The organism is Malonomonas rubra DSM 5091 (assembly GCF_900142125.1).
Classification (GTDB): Bacteria; Desulfobacterota; Desulfuromonadia; order Desulfuromonadales; family Geopsychrobacteraceae; genus Malonomonas; species Malonomonas rubra.
Window position 1 is genome coordinate 320,120 of the sequence record NZ_FQZT01000002.1, and the last position, 16,607, is coordinate 336,726.

11 protein-coding genes are annotated in these 16,607 nt (G+C 53.7%); 3 read left to right on the forward strand and 8 right to left on the reverse strand.

Annotation, left to right across the window (positions count from 1 at the left end):
- Positions 1-14 precede the first annotated feature (14 nt).
- From BUB13_RS04315 to ettA, 3 genes are all read left to right on the forward strand, one after another.
- Complete coding sequence (locus BUB13_RS04315) at positions 15-2,165, forward strand: HEAT repeat domain-containing protein (RefSeq protein WP_072905956.1); 2,151 nt, start codon at positions 15-17, stop codon at positions 2,163-2,165.
- Positions 2,162-3,307: an HD-GYP domain-containing protein gene (locus BUB13_RS04320; protein ID WP_072905957.1), complete on the forward strand. Its 1,146-nt coding sequence runs from the start codon at positions 2,162-2,164 to the stop codon at positions 3,305-3,307. Before BUB13_RS04315 ends, BUB13_RS04320 begins: the two co-directional genes overlap by 4 nt.
- 94 nt (positions 3,308-3,401) lie before the next feature.
- Complete coding sequence (gene ettA / locus BUB13_RS04325) at positions 3,402-5,078, forward strand: energy-dependent translational throttle protein EttA (protein WP_072905958.1); 1,677 nt, start codon at positions 3,402-3,404, stop codon at positions 5,076-5,078.
- 79 nt (positions 5,079-5,157) lie between these two features.
- Here the strand turns inward: ettA and BUB13_RS04330 are convergent, their stop codons facing one another.
- The 8 genes from BUB13_RS04330 to BUB13_RS04365 form a co-directional block, all read right to left on the reverse strand.
- Positions 5,158-5,823, reverse strand: coding sequence for a tetratricopeptide repeat protein (locus BUB13_RS04330; RefSeq protein WP_072905959.1), 666 nt, complete (start codon positions 5,821-5,823; stop codon positions 5,158-5,160).
- 274 nt (positions 5,824-6,097) lie between these two features.
- Positions 6,098-6,319, reverse strand: coding sequence for a hypothetical protein (locus BUB13_RS04335; RefSeq protein ID WP_072905960.1), 222 nt, complete (start codon positions 6,317-6,319; stop codon positions 6,098-6,100).
- 23 nt (positions 6,320-6,342) lie between these two features.
- Positions 6,343-7,569, reverse strand: a complete 1,227-nt coding sequence (locus tag BUB13_RS04340; protein WP_072905961.1) for a COG3014 family protein — start codon at positions 7,567-7,569, stop codon at positions 6,343-6,345.
- Positions 7,570-7,586: 17 nt separating this feature from the next.
- On the reverse strand, positions 7,587-8,192 hold the full coding sequence (locus tag BUB13_RS04345; RefSeq protein WP_072905962.1) for a penicillin-binding protein activator LpoB: 606 nt from the start codon (positions 8,190-8,192) through the stop codon (positions 7,587-7,589).
- 3 nt (positions 8,193-8,195) lie between these two features.
- The gene (locus BUB13_RS04350) at positions 8,196-8,612 is read right to left on the reverse strand and encodes an HIT domain-containing protein (RefSeq protein WP_072905963.1); all 417 of its coding nucleotides are present in this window, start codon (positions 8,610-8,612) and stop codon (positions 8,196-8,198) included.
- 1 nt (position 8,613) lies between these two features.
- Positions 8,614-10,779: a bifunctional 23S rRNA (guanine(2069)-N(7))-methyltransferase RlmK/23S rRNA (guanine(2445)-N(2))-methyltransferase RlmL gene (rlmKL, locus tag BUB13_RS04355; protein ID WP_072906219.1), complete on the reverse strand. Its 2,166-nt coding sequence runs from the start codon at positions 10,777-10,779 to the stop codon at positions 8,614-8,616.
- A gap of 50 nt (positions 10,780-10,829) precedes the next feature.
- Entirely contained in the window at positions 10,830-13,778 is a 2,949-nt protein-coding gene (locus tag BUB13_RS04360; RefSeq protein ID WP_072905964.1) for an insulinase family protein, read from the reverse strand.
- Between the two features lie 167 nt (positions 13,779-13,945).
- Complete coding sequence (locus BUB13_RS04365) at positions 13,946-16,582, reverse strand: cation-translocating P-type ATPase (RefSeq protein WP_072905965.1); 2,637 nt, start codon at positions 16,580-16,582, stop codon at positions 13,946-13,948.
- Positions 16,583-16,607: the final 25 nt, after the last annotated feature.

Consider the following 16,607-nt stretch of genomic DNA (forward strand, 5'->3'; position numbering starts at 1 on the left):
AAATGGATATTCTTGTGGACAGCCTTTTAGAGCCAACTCAAAAGAAAGAAGAGCAGACCCGCCTGTTGGCAAGTTTTATCCACGAACTGAATATCACCCGGCGGCATCTAAACACCTACCCGGCGGGACACCCAATCATTGATTCGGCTTACGACAAGCTTCGGCTTCTGCTAACCCCACTGTTCAAAGAGTACCCAAAGTTTGCTTTCGGCGTAGCCAAAGGCACATTGCTCTTTGATCACCAATGGCTGGATCGTAATAATCCAAGGATCAATGACTTTGCCAAAGTTCTCTCAAAACTCGACATCGCTGCCGTTCATTTTCATTCTCAGCCAGAAAAAGTCGAACTCCTCCGTTTTGCCGAACTGATCAACCTCGACCAGCAGAAAGTCAGCTCCGAAGGCGGGCTGGAAAAACTTTTGAAGCAACAGGACTTTACCTGCCTTGAGATAACACCTGTCGACTACAGCGTGTTTCGTATTACCGAGCAGGATGTTAGCAAAGAAGAGTTGGACGAGAAGCTCTGGGAAAACTTCATTTCCCGATTATTGGAAGGGCATTCAGGTGCCTCTCAACGGGAGTTAGACCCGGCGGCGGTTGCAGAGATCTTAAACAGTAACTTTGCTCTCGGTGACGGCAGCGAAAGTAACGATTTCGAACAGATCGTATCCGATTTTATCCGCCACCTAAAAACAGCTAAAGTCGAAAAGTCGGGCGAACAGTTTGCCGCTTTGGTCAGAAATCTGGCCCCGCAGTTAAAGCAGCAGTTTATTGCAACTGCGACTCAGCAATTAGACAGAGACCCCACTGTCTCCATGGAAGACCTGCAGGCGATGCCACCCTCTTTAATCGAGATGGCGTTGAAAGAGTTCAACGATAATCAGTTGAATATCTCTGCGACCATGATCAACCTGGTCAGTAACCTTCACAGCCACCACCAGCGTAAAGGTCGACTCACAAGTGGCGACTTCCAGGAAAATGACAACACTGCAGATCATCTCCGCACCCTGTTTCAGGAAGAAGATAAAGGAAAGTTCACCCCCGACTCCTACCAGCTAACCCTGGACAGGATCACCAACGAACAAGCAGAATTCAACCTTCCCGAAGCAGACAAAGAAAATCTGCTGCAGCTTGTTTTGAACAGCTCAACGGAAATGCACAACTGCGCTATCATCTTCAACCTTCTCGGCAAAGACGAAATACATGCAGAATCACGGGAACGGCTGCAGGAAAATCTGATTGATCTGGCAGATTACTTCTTGGCAACAGGGGGATTCAAAGGGCTCAACTACATTCAGCAAAGGTTAAGGCAGCACCAACAGCGGCATCCGGACAATGAAGAAAACATTAACAACCTGCAACAACACCTCAACGCGCCGGAGTTTTACCAGGAGATTCTGGACAACATCGACCGCTGGGATGAACAGAAACAAAAAGAGATCACTGCTTATATAAAATCAGCTGGAGCCGGCATTACTGAAGCTTTGCTTAAACGCCTGACAATAGAAGAAGACAAGTCTCTTCGCCGAACCTATCTGAACACTCTGGCAGGCTTTGGCAAAGTGGTGCACCCTGTAATATACAAACATTTGCATGATGAGCGCTGGTTTGTCATTCGCAACATGCTGACGATTCTACGGATGCAGCAAGATCCGATTGACCTGAAAAAACTGCGGCATTTGGAAAAATCCAGCAATCTCAGGGTTAACCAAGAATACCTCCAGCTGCTGTTCAAATTCGATCGCAACAGAGCCACAGAACTACTCAGTAAACAGCTGCAAAGCAATAATCCACAGCTGCAAATACACGCAGTGCAGCTGGCAACGCAGAGCAATGATCCGGCAACCGGCCAACTGCTGCTAAAAATGCTGCATAAAGAGCGACTGAAAGATGAAAATCTGCAGCTGAAAATGCAGCTCGTTCGCAGTCTTTGTGTCCTTGCTGACAAAGCAGCGCTGCCAACATTGAAAAAGCTCTTGAATCCGGGATTTCTATATACATCAAAACGGAAAATTGAGTTGCAAAAAGAGATCGTTCGCAATCTTCATCATTATCCCGCTCAGTCTGTCGAACGCATTCTAAAAAAACTGGCCCGCTCGCGGAGAAAAGGTGTCAATAGCCTGGCGGCGGACAAACTCCGGCAACTTCACAGGAAGCAACAATGAGTAAGCAGCAGAACAAAGAGCTCCTTGGCTTTATCCGGCGTTTAACCACGGCGGCTTCGACGGCCGGACTTTATCGACTGGACCACTCTCAGGTGACTCACCTCAACCAGCAAGCACTGGAGCACCTGAAAAAACTTCTTGCTGATCAGGACGAATTCATCCTGATGCTGATAGACGGTAAATTAATTCATGCTGACAAGCCGGTCGAATATGATTTCTCTGTCGGTAGACTCAGCAAATTCTTTGAATTACGCAGAATAGCTCATCTGACAATCCGCCAAGGGGTTGATGAAAGTGAGCTGTTGCACCTCGTCGATCTGATCAGCCAGAAAAACTTCACTCCGGGCAAACTTGAAGCAAGTACACACATCACTTTCGGCCAGGTTGAAGCTGCCGACCAAAACGAACAATGGGACGAAACATTCTACGAAAACGCCCCAAAACTCGAAGATATCGAAACGGAAGAGATTGACCGCTTTAACGAAATTTATGAGGCTGTCCACAAAGGAAAACCGCTGCATGTACGAGGTCTGCAGGAAATCGTTGGCAGTTTCGTCAAAGCTTTTTCCGAACAGGGTGACAGTTTTCTCGCCTTGGCCCCCTTGCGCAATCTGGACGAATACACCTACACCCATTCGACCAATGTCTGCATTTTGAATATCGCCCAGGCAAAGATGCTCGGCATTGAAGAGCAGATGCTCTATGAGATTGGTATCGCCGCCATGCTGCATGACATCGGCAAACTGTTCGTCCCGGCTGAGATTTTGCGGAAGGAAGGATCGCTGACAGACGAAGAGTGGATCATGATTCAGCAGCATCCGGAAAACGGCGCCGAATATCTCGCCAACACCCCCGGAATCCCAAGACTGGCCGTAGTCACAGCCTACGAGCACCACATGCGCTACAACTGCAGCGGCTACCCGAAGGTCGGCAGCAACTGGCCCCAACATATTTGCAGCCAGATGACCACCATCTCCGATTTCTTCGATGCCCTGCGTACTCACCGCTCCTACCGCGCCGGCATGGACTTCGACAAAATTTCCCGCATCATGATGGAAGAATCAGGAACGGCCCTGCACCCGCAACTGACCCGCAACTTCCTTACCTGCATCCAGCAGATCGATGAAAGCCAACTTTCCTGAAACCGCCAATAAACAACCACTTGCGGTTCACAACAGGTTAATGCTATACACTCTTTTTCCCTTAAAACGTTCCCCTTTAGCCCAGGTTTAAATCATGAGCGAAGACACAAAAAAGATCATCTATTCGATGATGCGGGTCAGCAAGCATCACAATAAGCAGCCGATCATCAAGGACATTTCTCTTTCCTATTTTTATGGCGCCAAAATTGGCGTGCTTGGCTTGAACGGTTCAGGAAAATCAACCTTGCTGCGGATCATGGCCGGCGTCGACAAAGAGTTCAACGGCGAGGCAGTCCTCTCCGAAGGCTATAGCGTTGGTTACCTTGAGCAGGAACCGCAACTCGACGACAACAAAACCGTTCGCGAAGTGGTTAAGGAGGGTGTTCAGGATGTCGTCGACCTGCTCGCCGAGTTCGAAGAAATCAACAATGCCTTCGCCGATCCCGATTGCGATATGGAAAAGCTGCTCGAGCGCCAGGCCAAGGTGCAGGATGCCCTTGATGCTGCCGATGCCTGGGATCTTGATTCCCGCCTGGAACTGGCGGAAGAAGCATTACGCTGCCCGGCCCCGGACACCCCGGTAAAGGTTCTCTCCGGTGGTGAGAAACGCCGCGTCGCCCTCTGCCGGTTGCTGCTACGCAAACCGGACATCCTGCTGCTTGATGAGCCGACCAACCATCTCGACGCTGAAACCGTTGCCTGGCTGGAGCAGCACCTGCAGCGCTACCAGGGTACCGTCATCGCCGTCACCCACGATCGCTACTTCCTCGACAACGTCGCTGGCTGGATTCTCGAACTGGATCGCGGTCATGGCATTCCCTGGAAGGGCAACTACTCCAGCTGGTTGGAGCAGAAGCAGGATCGATTGCGTAAAGAGGAAAAAGCTGAAAGCAAGCGCCAGCAGACCCTGCAGCGCGAGCTGGAGTGGATCCGCATGTCGCCGAAGGGGCGCCGGACCAAATCCCAGGCGCGGATTAATTCTTACGAAAAGCTGCTCGGCAACGAGGGACTGGAAAAAGAAAAGTCGCTTGAGCTTTACATCCCGCCGGGTCCCCGTCTCGGTGGCGTGGTCGTCGAAGCGCAGAACGTGAAAAAAGGTTACGATAACAAGCTGTTGATGGACAATCTCAACTTCCACCTGCCGCCGGGTGGCATCGTCGGCGTTATCGGCCCGAACGGTGCCGGTAAATCGACCCTGTTCAAAATGATCACCGGGCAGGAATCGGTCGATGAAGGCAGTTTCAAAGTCGGCGAAACCGTCCAGCTTGGTTACGTCGATCAGGGGCGTGAACTGGATGCCAGCAAGACCATCTTCGAAGAGGTCTGCGGTGGCCAGGAACACATCATGATGGGCGGCCAGTCGGTCAACGGTCGCGCTTACGTCGCCCGCTTCAATTTTTCCGGCAGCGATCAGCAGAAAAAGGTCGGTGTGCTCTCCGGCGGTGAGCGCAACCGGGTTCACCTGGCCAAGATGCTGCGCGAAGAAGCGAACGTGTTGCTACTCGATGAGCCGACCAACGATCTCGACGTCAATACCCTGCGGGCCCTGGAAGAAGGCCTGGAAAACTTCGGTGGCTGTGCCGTGGTGATCAGCCACGACCGCTGGTTTCTCGATCGCATCGCCACCCACATCCTCGCTTTCGAAGATGATTCACAGCAGGTCTGGTTCGAGGGGAATTACTCCGAATACGAAGAGGATCGCAAGAAGCGGCTCGGCAAAGATGCCGACCAGCCGCACCGGATCAAGTACCGCGATCTGACCCGGCAGTAACGAGGACAGAGCAGTAAAAACAAAAAAGCTCTCCTGCCATTTGGCCAGGAGAGCTTTTTTTCATCATTTATTCAGAAAATCAGTTTACCAGCTTTTTCTTGATTTCATCATGCTGCATCTTGGCTAACGCCAGCTGCTCTTCATCCATCTGCCCTTCCAGCTTCTCAACAAGCTCTTTCGCGTTGGGATGCCCCTTGTCGGCAGCCAACTTGGCCCATGCGTAGCTGTTTTCATTACTCTGCGGATAACCAAGTCCCTGGGCGTAGAGCATGCCGACGTTAAACTGAGACTGAATGTTACCGAGCTCCGCAGCGCGGGTGAAGTATTTGGCAGCATCGACAAAACTCCCCTGCACACCAATACCTTCAGTGTACAGCATACCAAGGCTGAACAACGCAGAGATGTTATCCTGCTCGGCCGCCTTCTCCCACAGCTCTTTTGCCTTCAGCACATCTTTTTCCACCCCGGCACCACGCGAAAACATGTAACCAAGGAAAAACATCGCATCGGGGCTGTTCTGGGCCGCCGCTTTATCCCACCATTCTTTCGCCTTGGCAAAATCCTTCTCAACCTGCTCGCCATTGGCATAAAGCAGCCCCAGTTGTTCCTGGGCCTTTACTTCGCCCTGCTCAGCCTTCGCTTGCAAAGCTGTCAGGTCAACCTCTTCTGCACGAACAGTAAAGCTGAAAGCACAGATCATAAGCAAAAAGCAAACGATCAATTTAGAGGAGATGATTTTTCTCATTCTGTATTCCTTCCACTAGCGAGGAGATGTAAAAAGCTAAAAAGTTGCGAGAATCAACAGCGAAAGGCATGCCAGCAGCCAGCACTTCTTCTCAGCGCAGCATGGCTTACCGGCTAAACAGCTGGAAGGAATAAAGAAATCGCTCGAAGTTTTTTTTACTCCCGGGTCGAACCTGGTGAAGAAAATCATTAAATACAGAACAGAACCGGTGGTATCCCCGACCTCTGTAACGGCAAAATACCGACTTGGGGATTTCACCGGTATATTCAAATAACTAAAATATCGGATCAGCAAAGGCTCTCAGCTGGTATTTAAGCAGAATCTCCCGTTCTCCTGTGCGCTTAGCCGCCAGCGGGTAGCGGGTATCGTTAAGAAAGTCCGCAACAAAATCGATCAGGCAACCAGCGACATGCTCCTCATCCTCGTGTCCTGCTTCAATGAAATACTTAACCAGCGAAGAATCGATAGCCAGAGTGATGGTGAATTTTTCCGACATAACAAGCCTCCTTCCTTGGCTGTTTAAAAGCGTAACGAAAAGAAAACTTTTTGCCCTTTGCGCAGTTGAAATTCGGGCAACTTGACCTCCCCTCTTCCTTGCAGGCGAACACGAATCATGTGCTGCCCGGACAGTAACGGCACCCGCACCAGTGTTAGTCGACCGGGCAAAGTCTGCCAGCTGCGCGTATCCGGCTCTTCCAGCAGAAGCAGAGAAATACGTGCCACCGCCTCGGCAGTGGGACCGTAGTCTTTGCCAACCTTCTGCGAAATCGCCTCTTTGGCAGCTACCCGCGCCGTCTCCTTGGCGATCAACTGCAGTTTGCGCTGATCCAGTGATTGCCGGGCGACCTCTCCCAGGCTGGTTGAGAGTGGTGGCAACATCGGGCTGGCAGGAGAGAGAACGACCTGCGCCAAAGCCGCATGAGATGTCTCATAATAAGGAAAGGAGAAACGAATTGATGGTGGAACAATGATGTTTCCAGGCATTTTCTCCGGAATGCGACCATTTGCGATGAACAGCACCAGCTCGCCGTCAGCTGCCGGCAAGTTCGGCGGCAACAGGCCCTGGTATCGTTCCACGTCATCCCGCTGACCCAAGCGACTGCTGATCCTAAGCAGGTCGGCGACCACCGGCGCCGGGCCCGGCAGGTCATCGGCCAACTGACGATAAACCAGGTAGGCATCGTTCTCTTCGCCGACGGTGGCAAAACAAAGAGCGATCAAGCCGCGAGAAAAGAAATCATTTTTCAGCGCTTGCGGGTAGCGCTGATAAAGCTCAACCGCTCGTCTGGCTTCAACATAGGCGCTGTCGTACTCTCCGAGCAGCAGAAAGTTCATCATCTGGTAGCTGTGCACCCAGAGCCGTTCGCTGTATTCGCCTTTGTAACGGGTCAACCACTCAGTCGTCACCAGGCTGCCGACCTGTTCACTGATGCCGAGCTGCTCGTAGCTCTGCAACAAGTCCGCGGCCTGTAGCAGGGCTTCGCTGCTTTCACGGTAGCGACCCAGCTGGTGAAGAACAGTTCCCCGTTCCAGCAGGAACAGCAGTCGGTTGCGCCCGCCAAAGATGTCCCCCTTTTCCAGTTCGGCCAATGCGGCTTCCGGCTGTTCAGCATGAAAAAGCTCGCTCGCTTTTTCCAGCCGCCCGGCACAACCGGTCAGCAGCAGCAACAGAAACAGGGGGATAAAAACGCGCAGACCGGGCCGACAGATGATCGTCAACCCGGCCTGAAAGAAGAAACGTATCACCGAAGGATCCGTTATCGCTACCAACCGATAAAAGGCTTCGAAGCTTCGCGAATTACCTCTGTGCTATCAGCCCACTCGATCAAACCGGTCTGAATATCTGTCAGTTCCAAGTTGAGGCTATAGTACATCAGCGTCTTCTTGGTCAGGCGGAACTGGCGCGGCTGTTTCTTTTCAATCGAACGCAGGGTGCCGGTCAGCATGTAGCGGGCGCCGACCTGTCGTGCCTTTAATATCCGGGTTTCCGCTGCGACACTGCCTCCATACTGGTAGCTGGTCTCTTTTTCGATATTTTCCCGCTGGGTTTCGTTGATCATCCGCACCCGGCCACTCTCCACCAGCGCCATGCGGATATCATCCGAAATGGCCGATGTCGAAATGTGCTCGCTGGTCCGGTTGGCGATGCCGTAAACAATCAGAACCGGCCGATCGGTCGCCCGCACCAGCGGATGCTTGGTCAGCAACGACGTGACCATATCGCCGACAATCATTTTCTTGTCGGAGAAGTGATAGCCCTCGTCGTAAATGACCTTTTCGTCTGATGCAACCTCCCGAGTGGTGACAGTGCACCCTGACAGCATCAGCAGGAAAATCATCCCACCCCAGAACAACAGAGATTTTTTCATGATTTAATCTCCCAAAGATCCGGCCAGATCGGCTCTGACCTGTTGTGTAAGCTTTTCGATCTCCTCAGGTGCGTACGCTTTCGGTGGATGCTGCCCCCACATCGGCCCAGGCCAGCACGGATCGTTCCGGCTGCGGCCGACGTGATGAATGTGCAACTGACTGACGACATTACCGAGCGTGGCTACATTCAGTTTATCAAACTGGAAGGCAACTGACATCCACTTGCCGAGCAAAACCGACTCCTGCCACAATTCGCACAGGTCATCTTTTTCCAGCTGATAAAGCTCTGTCACCTCTTTGCGTCGTGGCACCAGGATGAACCAGGGATAAGTCGAGTCGTTCATCAGCAGCAAACGTGACATTGGGAAGTCACCCATCATGATAGTGTCGTTGTGCAAACGGGGATCGAGTTCGAACATGTCAGCTCCTTCGAATCAACCAGCAGTTATGAATACGTGGATTGCGTTCAAAATCGAGGGGGATAGTGCGGTTGCCGAGATTTTCGATCTGTAGCTCCGCCAACTCGTCAAGATCCATTTTGAAGTTACGCAGGTTGTTGGAAAAGATCAGGGTGCCGCCCTCTGCCAGCAGACTGACCGTTTTTCGCAACAGATCAACGTGGTCACGCTGAATATCGAAAGTGCCATCCATCGATTTCGAGTTGGAAAAGGTTGGCGGGTCGAGGAAGATCAGGTCGAAGGCTCCCGCTCGCTGCTGCTGTTCAGCATCGATCCAGGCCAGGCAATCGGCCTGAATCAGCTCCTCCTCATCTGCATCGAAACCGTTCAGTTCGATATTCTTCTGCGCCCATTCCAGATAGGTGCGTGACATATCGACGGTGGTCGTCTCCATCGCGCCACCGACCAGCGCATGCACGGTTGCCGCGCCGGTGTAAGCAAACAGGTTGAGAAAGCGTGTTCCGGACGCCATTTTCTGGATCAACTGCCGGGTTGGCCGATGATCGAGAAAAAGACCGGTGTCGAGATAATCGGACAGGTTGACCAGAAACGTGCAGTTGCCCTCGCGCACCTCTTTCAGGATGCCGCGTTTCGCCTGTTTTTCATATTGCCTGCTGCCTTTTTGCTGCTGGCGCACCTTCAGATGAATTTTATCCGGCACAATGTCCAACACCTGCGGCAGCGCATCCTGCACCTCCTGCAGACGCTCAGCAGCCTTTTTCGCATCGATGCTCTTCGGTGCCCGGTACTCCTGAAGATGCACCTCGTCAGCATAGATATCGACGGCAACCGCGTATTCCGGCAGGTCGGCATCGTAGAGGCGATAACAATTGAGCCCTTCTTTTTTCGCCCACTTGCGGTATTTCTTCAGGTTTTTGCGCAGCCGGTTGGCAAACATCTCGGCCCCTGCAGAAAGTTCTTTTTTCACCGCCTTGCCCGCGCCCTCTGCCAGCGATTGCCAACGGTTCCCCTCATCAAGCTCGAACTGCAGCAGCTGGCACTTAAGCGCGCCGTTGTAAAGGGTATTGATTTTACCCGCACGCAGGCCGATGGAACGCCCGAGCTGCGGATTGGAGGTGATCACTGCAGCTTTCCAACCGCGACACTGATTGGCCAGCTTTTCACCGAGCAGGTTGTAAAGCGCGGGCAGTTCGCTCTCGACACCAAGCCGTTCACCGTAGGGTGGGTTGGCGACGAAGAGTCCAGTCTGCACACCCGCTGGAGCAACGAACTCACGCAGGGTGCGTTTTTCGAAATGGATGATTTTCCCCAGTCCGGCTTTGTCCGCATGTTGCCAGGCCGCTTTAATCGCCCGGCCATCGGCATCGTAACCAACAATCGTCCCCAATCTATTCTGCAGCCCGTCCTGCCGCTGCTGCTCTGCTTCGTCCAACAAACGCTGCCAGATCGCTGACTGATGCTGCTTCCAACCGAGAAAGCCAAAATAGTCGCGCAAAAGCCCCGGAGCCGTATCGGTGGCGATCAACGCCGCTTCCAACGGTAAAGTTCCGGAACCGCACATCGGGTCGGCCAGCGCTCCACCGGTTGCGGCAATCTCCGGCCAACCGCCACGAATCAGGATCGCTGCGGCAAGGTTTTCTTTCAACGGCGCATGCACTCCATCGATGCGGTAGCCGCGCTTGTGCAGACTGTCGCCGGAAAGATCGAGACTCAAGGTCGCCTGATCTTTAAACAGGTGCAGGTTGATACGCAGGTCCGGTTGCTCCACCGACACCGATGGGCGCTCGCCGTCACGGGCACGGAATTGATCGACGATGGCATCTTTGACCCGCAGCGCACCGTAACGGGAATGGGTGATCTGCGACTTGACCGTGGTGCAATCGACAGCAAAGGTGTTATCCGTGGAAAGATGTTCGCGCCAGTCAAGTTTCTGCACTTCACGGTAAAGAACATCGGTATCCTGTGCCTCAAAGGTGACCAGCGGCAGCAGCACCCGGCTGGCCAGTCGTGACCAGAGGCAGAGTCGGTACGCGCTTTCCAGATCACCGGAGAAACGCACCCCGGCGCGTTCCTCTTTAACCTCTTGTGCACCAATCTCAATCAATTCAGCCGCCAGCAAGGGCTCTAACCCGAGGGCGGCTGTGGCAAAAAATTGTTGTTTTTGCATCTTCAAGCAGTCTTCCTCCCCCCTCCACTAAAGGAGGGGGGAATTATCGGTTAAACTTTGCGCAACTCCAGAGCCTTGTCGCCCAGCTGCTGATTCGCCTGCTGCAACGCGGCTTCACCAGCCAGGACAGAAACGGCGCTCTCCCCATGCTGCAGATATTCTCGTGCGACCCGCTGCAAACTTGCCGCATCGACCGCCAGCAATTGCTTGCGCATCTCGTTACGCATTTCCAGGGTCATGCCCTGACGCAGGTTGGCAAACTCCTGGGCACCGGTTCCGGCTGGCGAGAGCGGCTTGTCAAGGTCGCTGAACACCGCCAGAATTGCTTCCTTCAACGATTCCTCGCCAAACTCGCCGTTCACCACCCATGCGATCGCCTGGTCGTAAACCTGCAGAGTGCGGACGATGTGTGGATCGCGATAGGACATCATGGTGAAAATGCCCGCTTCCGAATTGTAACTGGACATACCGCCATAGGCACCACCCTTTTCGCGGATTTCGCGATGCAGAAACTCTGCCCGCAGCAGCTTCGACAGGACCGTCAAGGCTGCACTGTCAGGATGGCTGTAGGGCACGGCGCGAAAAGCACGAGTGACATAATTGACCGGCAGCGACCAGACAAAACCGCGCTGTTTCGGTTGTGGCTTGAAAAGAATATTGCCCGGAGCGACATCCGGCGTCGCCTCCGGCAAAGCCGCACACAACTGTTCAAGCCCTTCGCGGAAAGCGGGGAAGTTCTCTTTTTCCACGGTCACTGCAGTCTGCAGCTGACCGCGACAGAACAGCTGCCTGGCGATCGACACCATCATATCGGCAAGCGACTGAAGTTCTTCCGGCGTTTTTTCCGCATTCTGCCGAATCATCGCCACCTGGCTGAGGCCCGACCACTGCTCACGCTGCCAGCTGACCGGCGTCAGGCAGGCCGCGGCGGTACGTGCCGCGTAAGTGTGCCCCGACTGCGGCACCGAGTTTTCCAGCGACACCTTCAGCTGGTTGAGAACTGTATGCAAACGCTGCAGATCGCTGAAATCGGGAGCCAGCAAGATATCCTGAAGCAGCTCGAACAGCGGCTTGCTGTTTCGCACCAGCGCTTTGCCTTTGAGCTCGAAAGAGGCCGTAAATTCATCCAGGTTGGCTGGATTATCAAGCAGCGAAGCGCGAGCAGAAACACCCCCGGTCTTTGCTTCCAACGCCTGCGCCATCTGCAGATAATCCCGCTTTCCGGCACCGACCTGAGTCAGTAAACTGCAGAAGATCGGCAGGTACACACGCTGCTCTCCGGTCAAGCCGGCCAGCCCGAAATTGAGGGCAACGGTGGCGATGCCGTTAGTCGGCTGATCAAACCAGCAACTGGAAAACGCCCCCTCGGTCTTTTCAACGGCAACAGCATGCTCTTCTGCCGGGATATCGCTCAGTTCAAGTGTTGGCAGGCAGCTGAGATCTTCCGGCGCTTCCTGTGACTCTTTCAGTTCCAACGCTTGCTTGACCAGCTGCTGTTTTTCATCTGCGGTCAAACCGGCGGCAATTTTATCAAGTTCAGCGCGAACTTCGGCATCCTGCTGCGGGCCAAGTTCGGTATCCGGCTGCAGCAGAAGCGTGAGACGATGCGGGTTGCTGAGCAAGCGTTCGCGGATCAGGTTTTCGAAGAAAGGGCCGGCATCCATCTCTTTACGTAGCCGGTCGAGGTTCTCTTCAAAATTGAGCGCTGCCAGCGGGTCACCACCATGAATCCAGGGCCCCATCAGTCGCATCAACAACAGCAGCGAATAGGGGTAGCTGTCACCTGTAACTTCACGGTTGGCAAATTCAAGTCGATGAATAGTGCCATCGATTCTTTCCCGCGAGAATCCTTCGTCAGCAACCTGCTCCAGCGTCTCGACGACCAGCTTTTCAATCGCGTCACGCTGCTCCGGATCGGTTCCCTGCAGGCCAGCAGCAAAATAGGTGGTCCGGTTATCATCGTGATATCCAACCCCAGGCGCCAGGTTCGCTCCCAGACCGGAATCGAGCAACGCCTTGTATAACGGTGCCGCCGGGTTGCCGAGCAGCAGGGTCGAAAGCAGAGTCATGCTGAGGCGCTCGAAACTGTCATTGATATCGTTTGTCAGCCAGGCCACCTGCACCATTGACCGCTTCTCCAGCGATTCCCCCTTGTCGAGCGGGTAAGGCTCGGTGACCCGCAAAGGATCACTCAAAGGCTGCTCTGCAGGGACTTCGCTGTCCAGCTCGAGCCGGTCGAAGCGTTTGAGAACCCGGTCTTCCACAATCGACAGCAGTTCAGGTAGGTCAAGATTGCCGGAGCTGAAAAACCAGGAATTGCTCGGGTGGTAGTAGCGGGCATGGAAGTCGCGCAGCTGCTGCCATGTCAGATCGGGGATATCGGAGGGCTCGCCACCAGAATTGTGGCGATAAGTCGTTGTCGGGTAGAGGTGTCGTCCCAATCGCCGCGACAGCAACGAGGAAGGATCGGACATCGCCCCTTTCATCTCGTTATAAACAACCCCCTTGTACTCCAGCGGCGACTCCGGGTTATCCAGCTCGGAGAACTCCAGTCGGTGCCCTTCCTGGCTGAAATCGCGCTCGGTCAGGCGCGGGAAAAAGGCCGCATCCAGATAGATTTCCAGCAGGTTGCGAAAATCTTTGCGGTTCATGCTGGAGAACGGATAGAGAGTCCAGTCGCTGGCCGTCATCGCATTCATGAAACTGTTGAGGCTGCGTTTGAGCATCGAGAAGAAAGGATCGCGCACCGGGAAGCGTTCGGAACCACAAAGCGCGGTGTGTTCGAGGATATGCGCCACGCCGGTCGAATCATCCGGCGGGGTACGGAAACCGACGGCGAACAGGTGGTTATCATCATCCCGCTCGAGATGCATGAAGCGGGCACCGGTTTTATCGTGATGCAAACGGATCATGGTGGCGTTGATGCTCGGCAAATCGTCGATTCGTTCAACGGTGAAACCATGTAGGGACTGACCTGCTGTGAGTTGCTCTGTACTCATAAAACATCCTGTCGAAGGAGTGTAATTTCAAGGCATAGTGTGAGGATAACCAAACCGGTTGCAGTTTGCCACCACCACCGGTAAAAAACCCTCGAAGTTAAGCATGCGGAAAGATAAACGATTCACACAAATACCGCAACTCCGGTAAGAAATGTATTCGGCATGGTTTAGCTGTAAATCTTGTCCGGGTCGCCCTGCCAACGCATCACCAACTGATAAATCAGGCTGGCTGCGGCAAACAAGGCACCAGCACAGGCCAGAGCCAGGATATCGGTCCAGCCAAGGGGAACGATCTTAAACACCGAAGCCAACGGGGTGTACATCAGCAAGGCCTGCAGTGCAATTGACAGAAGAGCCGCCGCCCAGACCCAGCGATTGGCAAAGAATGGCACCTGGTAGCTGCTGCGGATAACAAAGGTCAAAATAACTTCGTAAAGAACGACAAAGTTAAAGACCATCGTCTGGGCATAAATCAACCGATCTGCATCGGGAGAATTCCCACCGAACTGAAAAAACAATGTCAGTGCCAGCAAGCTGCCGACAGTTCCAAGAACACCAAGCAATGCCAGCTTGGAAGTCGGCAGAATTCCCTCTTCGCGCGGCTTGGGGCGTCGCAGCATAATATCGGTCCCGTAGGGATCGACACTGTAAGCCAGTGCCGGCGCCCCGTCGGTAACCATATTGATCCAGAGCAGCAGGACAGCCGTCAGCGGCAGGTTGATGCCGAACAGCGCGGCGCAGAAAATGATCAGCACTTCACCAAGATTGCCGGAGAGCAGGAGCATGATCGATTTCTGGATATTGTCGTAAATTCCCCGCCCTTCCTCGATGGCGTTAACAATGTGAGTAAAACTGTCGTCGAGAAGAACCAGGTCTGACGCTTCTTTGGCCACTTCAGTACCACTCCCGACGGCGACACCGATATTGGCCTTTTTCAGTGCCGGAGCATCATTGACCCCGTCACCCGTCATCGCCACCGTTTTCCCCATCTGCTGCAACGCTTCAACGATCCTCTGTTTGTGTTCAGGGGCGACACGGGAGAAGATATTGACACCGTTTTCCAGTGCCGCCTTCAATCCGCTCGCATCGAGTGCGGTCAGCTCTTCGCCGCTCATCGCCCCGCCCTCAATACCGATCTCCCGGCCGATTGCCTTGGCGGTTTCACCGTAATCACCGGTAATCATGATCACCCGAATGCCTGCCTGCCTGGTTTTTAGCAACGACTCAAGGACATCGGGCCGCGGTGGATCGATCATCGCCTGCAGACCGACAAACACCAGCCCCTGCTCACTCGCCTGTCCCGTCTGTGGTTTCATGGCAAACGCCAGAACCCGCAGCGCCTGCGAGGCATAATCGGCATTCTGCTGCTCGATCCGCTCGCGCCACTCGTCGGTCAATGGCTGCACGTCGTTCGCAAGCAGTATCCGGTTGCAACGCCTTAACAGTTGAGTCAGGGCGCCCTTGCTGTAACTGGTCGCTTCTGCTTTATCTCCAACCAGCACCGTCATCAGTTTGCGTTCAGAGCTGAAAGGTAGCTCGGCCAAACGCTTGCGTCCGTCACTGACTCCAGCCTTGGCAGCACTCGTTAAAAGAGCGGCCTCTGTCGGATCACCGGTGATATGCCATTTTCCGGCTTCGAGCTGCAGCGAAGCGTTGTTACAGAGTAAGCCGCAACGGAACAACTCCGTCGCTGGCTCACCCGACAGCTCGCCTTCCGGTGAGTATCCGGTCCCTGAAAGCACCGTTTCTCCATCCGCAGTCCAGGCATAGCGCACCGTCATCTGGCTGGCTGTCAAAGTGCCCGTTTTATCAGTGCAGATAACATCGCAGCTGCCGAGAGTTTCCACCGATGAGAGATTGCGCACCAGCGCTTTCTTATCGAGCAGCCGCTTAACACCAACACTCAGGGCAATAGTTACAACCGCAGGCAACGCAGTCGGCACCGCAGCCACCGCCAGGCTGATGGCGATCAGCACCAATGCCAGCAAGGCATCACCAGAAAAACCGTTGTTGAAAAAATCCTTGAAGAAAAAAAGAGCGAATACCAGCAGGCAGATAATGATGATCGCGAAACTGAGCTTTTTACCGAACTGATCGAGCCGGCGCTGCAACGGTGTCTGTTCCTCCGCAGCGGTTTTGACCAGCTCGGCAATTTTACCCAGCTCGGTCACCATTCCGGTCGCAGCCACCAAGGCCCTGCAGTTTCCGGTCGAAAGAGTTGTCGCTGAGTAGAGCATGTTACGCCGATCACCCAGTGGCACCTCGTTATCGATATTCATCGCCTGCTTTTCGACCGGCACGCTTTCACCGGTCAGCGCCGACTCTTCAACCCTCAGTTCAACCGATTCGATAATACGCAGATCTGCCGGCACGCGGTCACCTGCCTCCAGCAGCACGACGTCACCTGGCACCAGCAGCTTGGCATCCACCACTTTACGCTGCCCACTCCGCAACACCGTCGCCTGCAGCGTGCTGATCTTCTTCAAAGCTTCAAGTGATTCGTGCGCACTCAGTTCCTGGTAAAAACCGATGGCAGCGTTAACCAGCAGAATAATCAGAATGATGACGGAATCGACGTACTCACCGATCAGCAGAGAAAAAACAACGGCAAACAGCAGAATGTAAATGATAAAACTTTTGAATTGATCAATAAAAATCTGCCAGGGATTGATGCTGGTTTTCGTTTCCAGCTGATTGAAACCAAACTGTTGCAGACGTTCTTCGGCAGTTGCAGCATCAAGCCCGCCTGCAGAACTATCCAAGGCAGAAAACACTTCAGCTAACGGTTGTCGATAGAGTTCCATCGCACCACCTCACCGGTCAATGTCG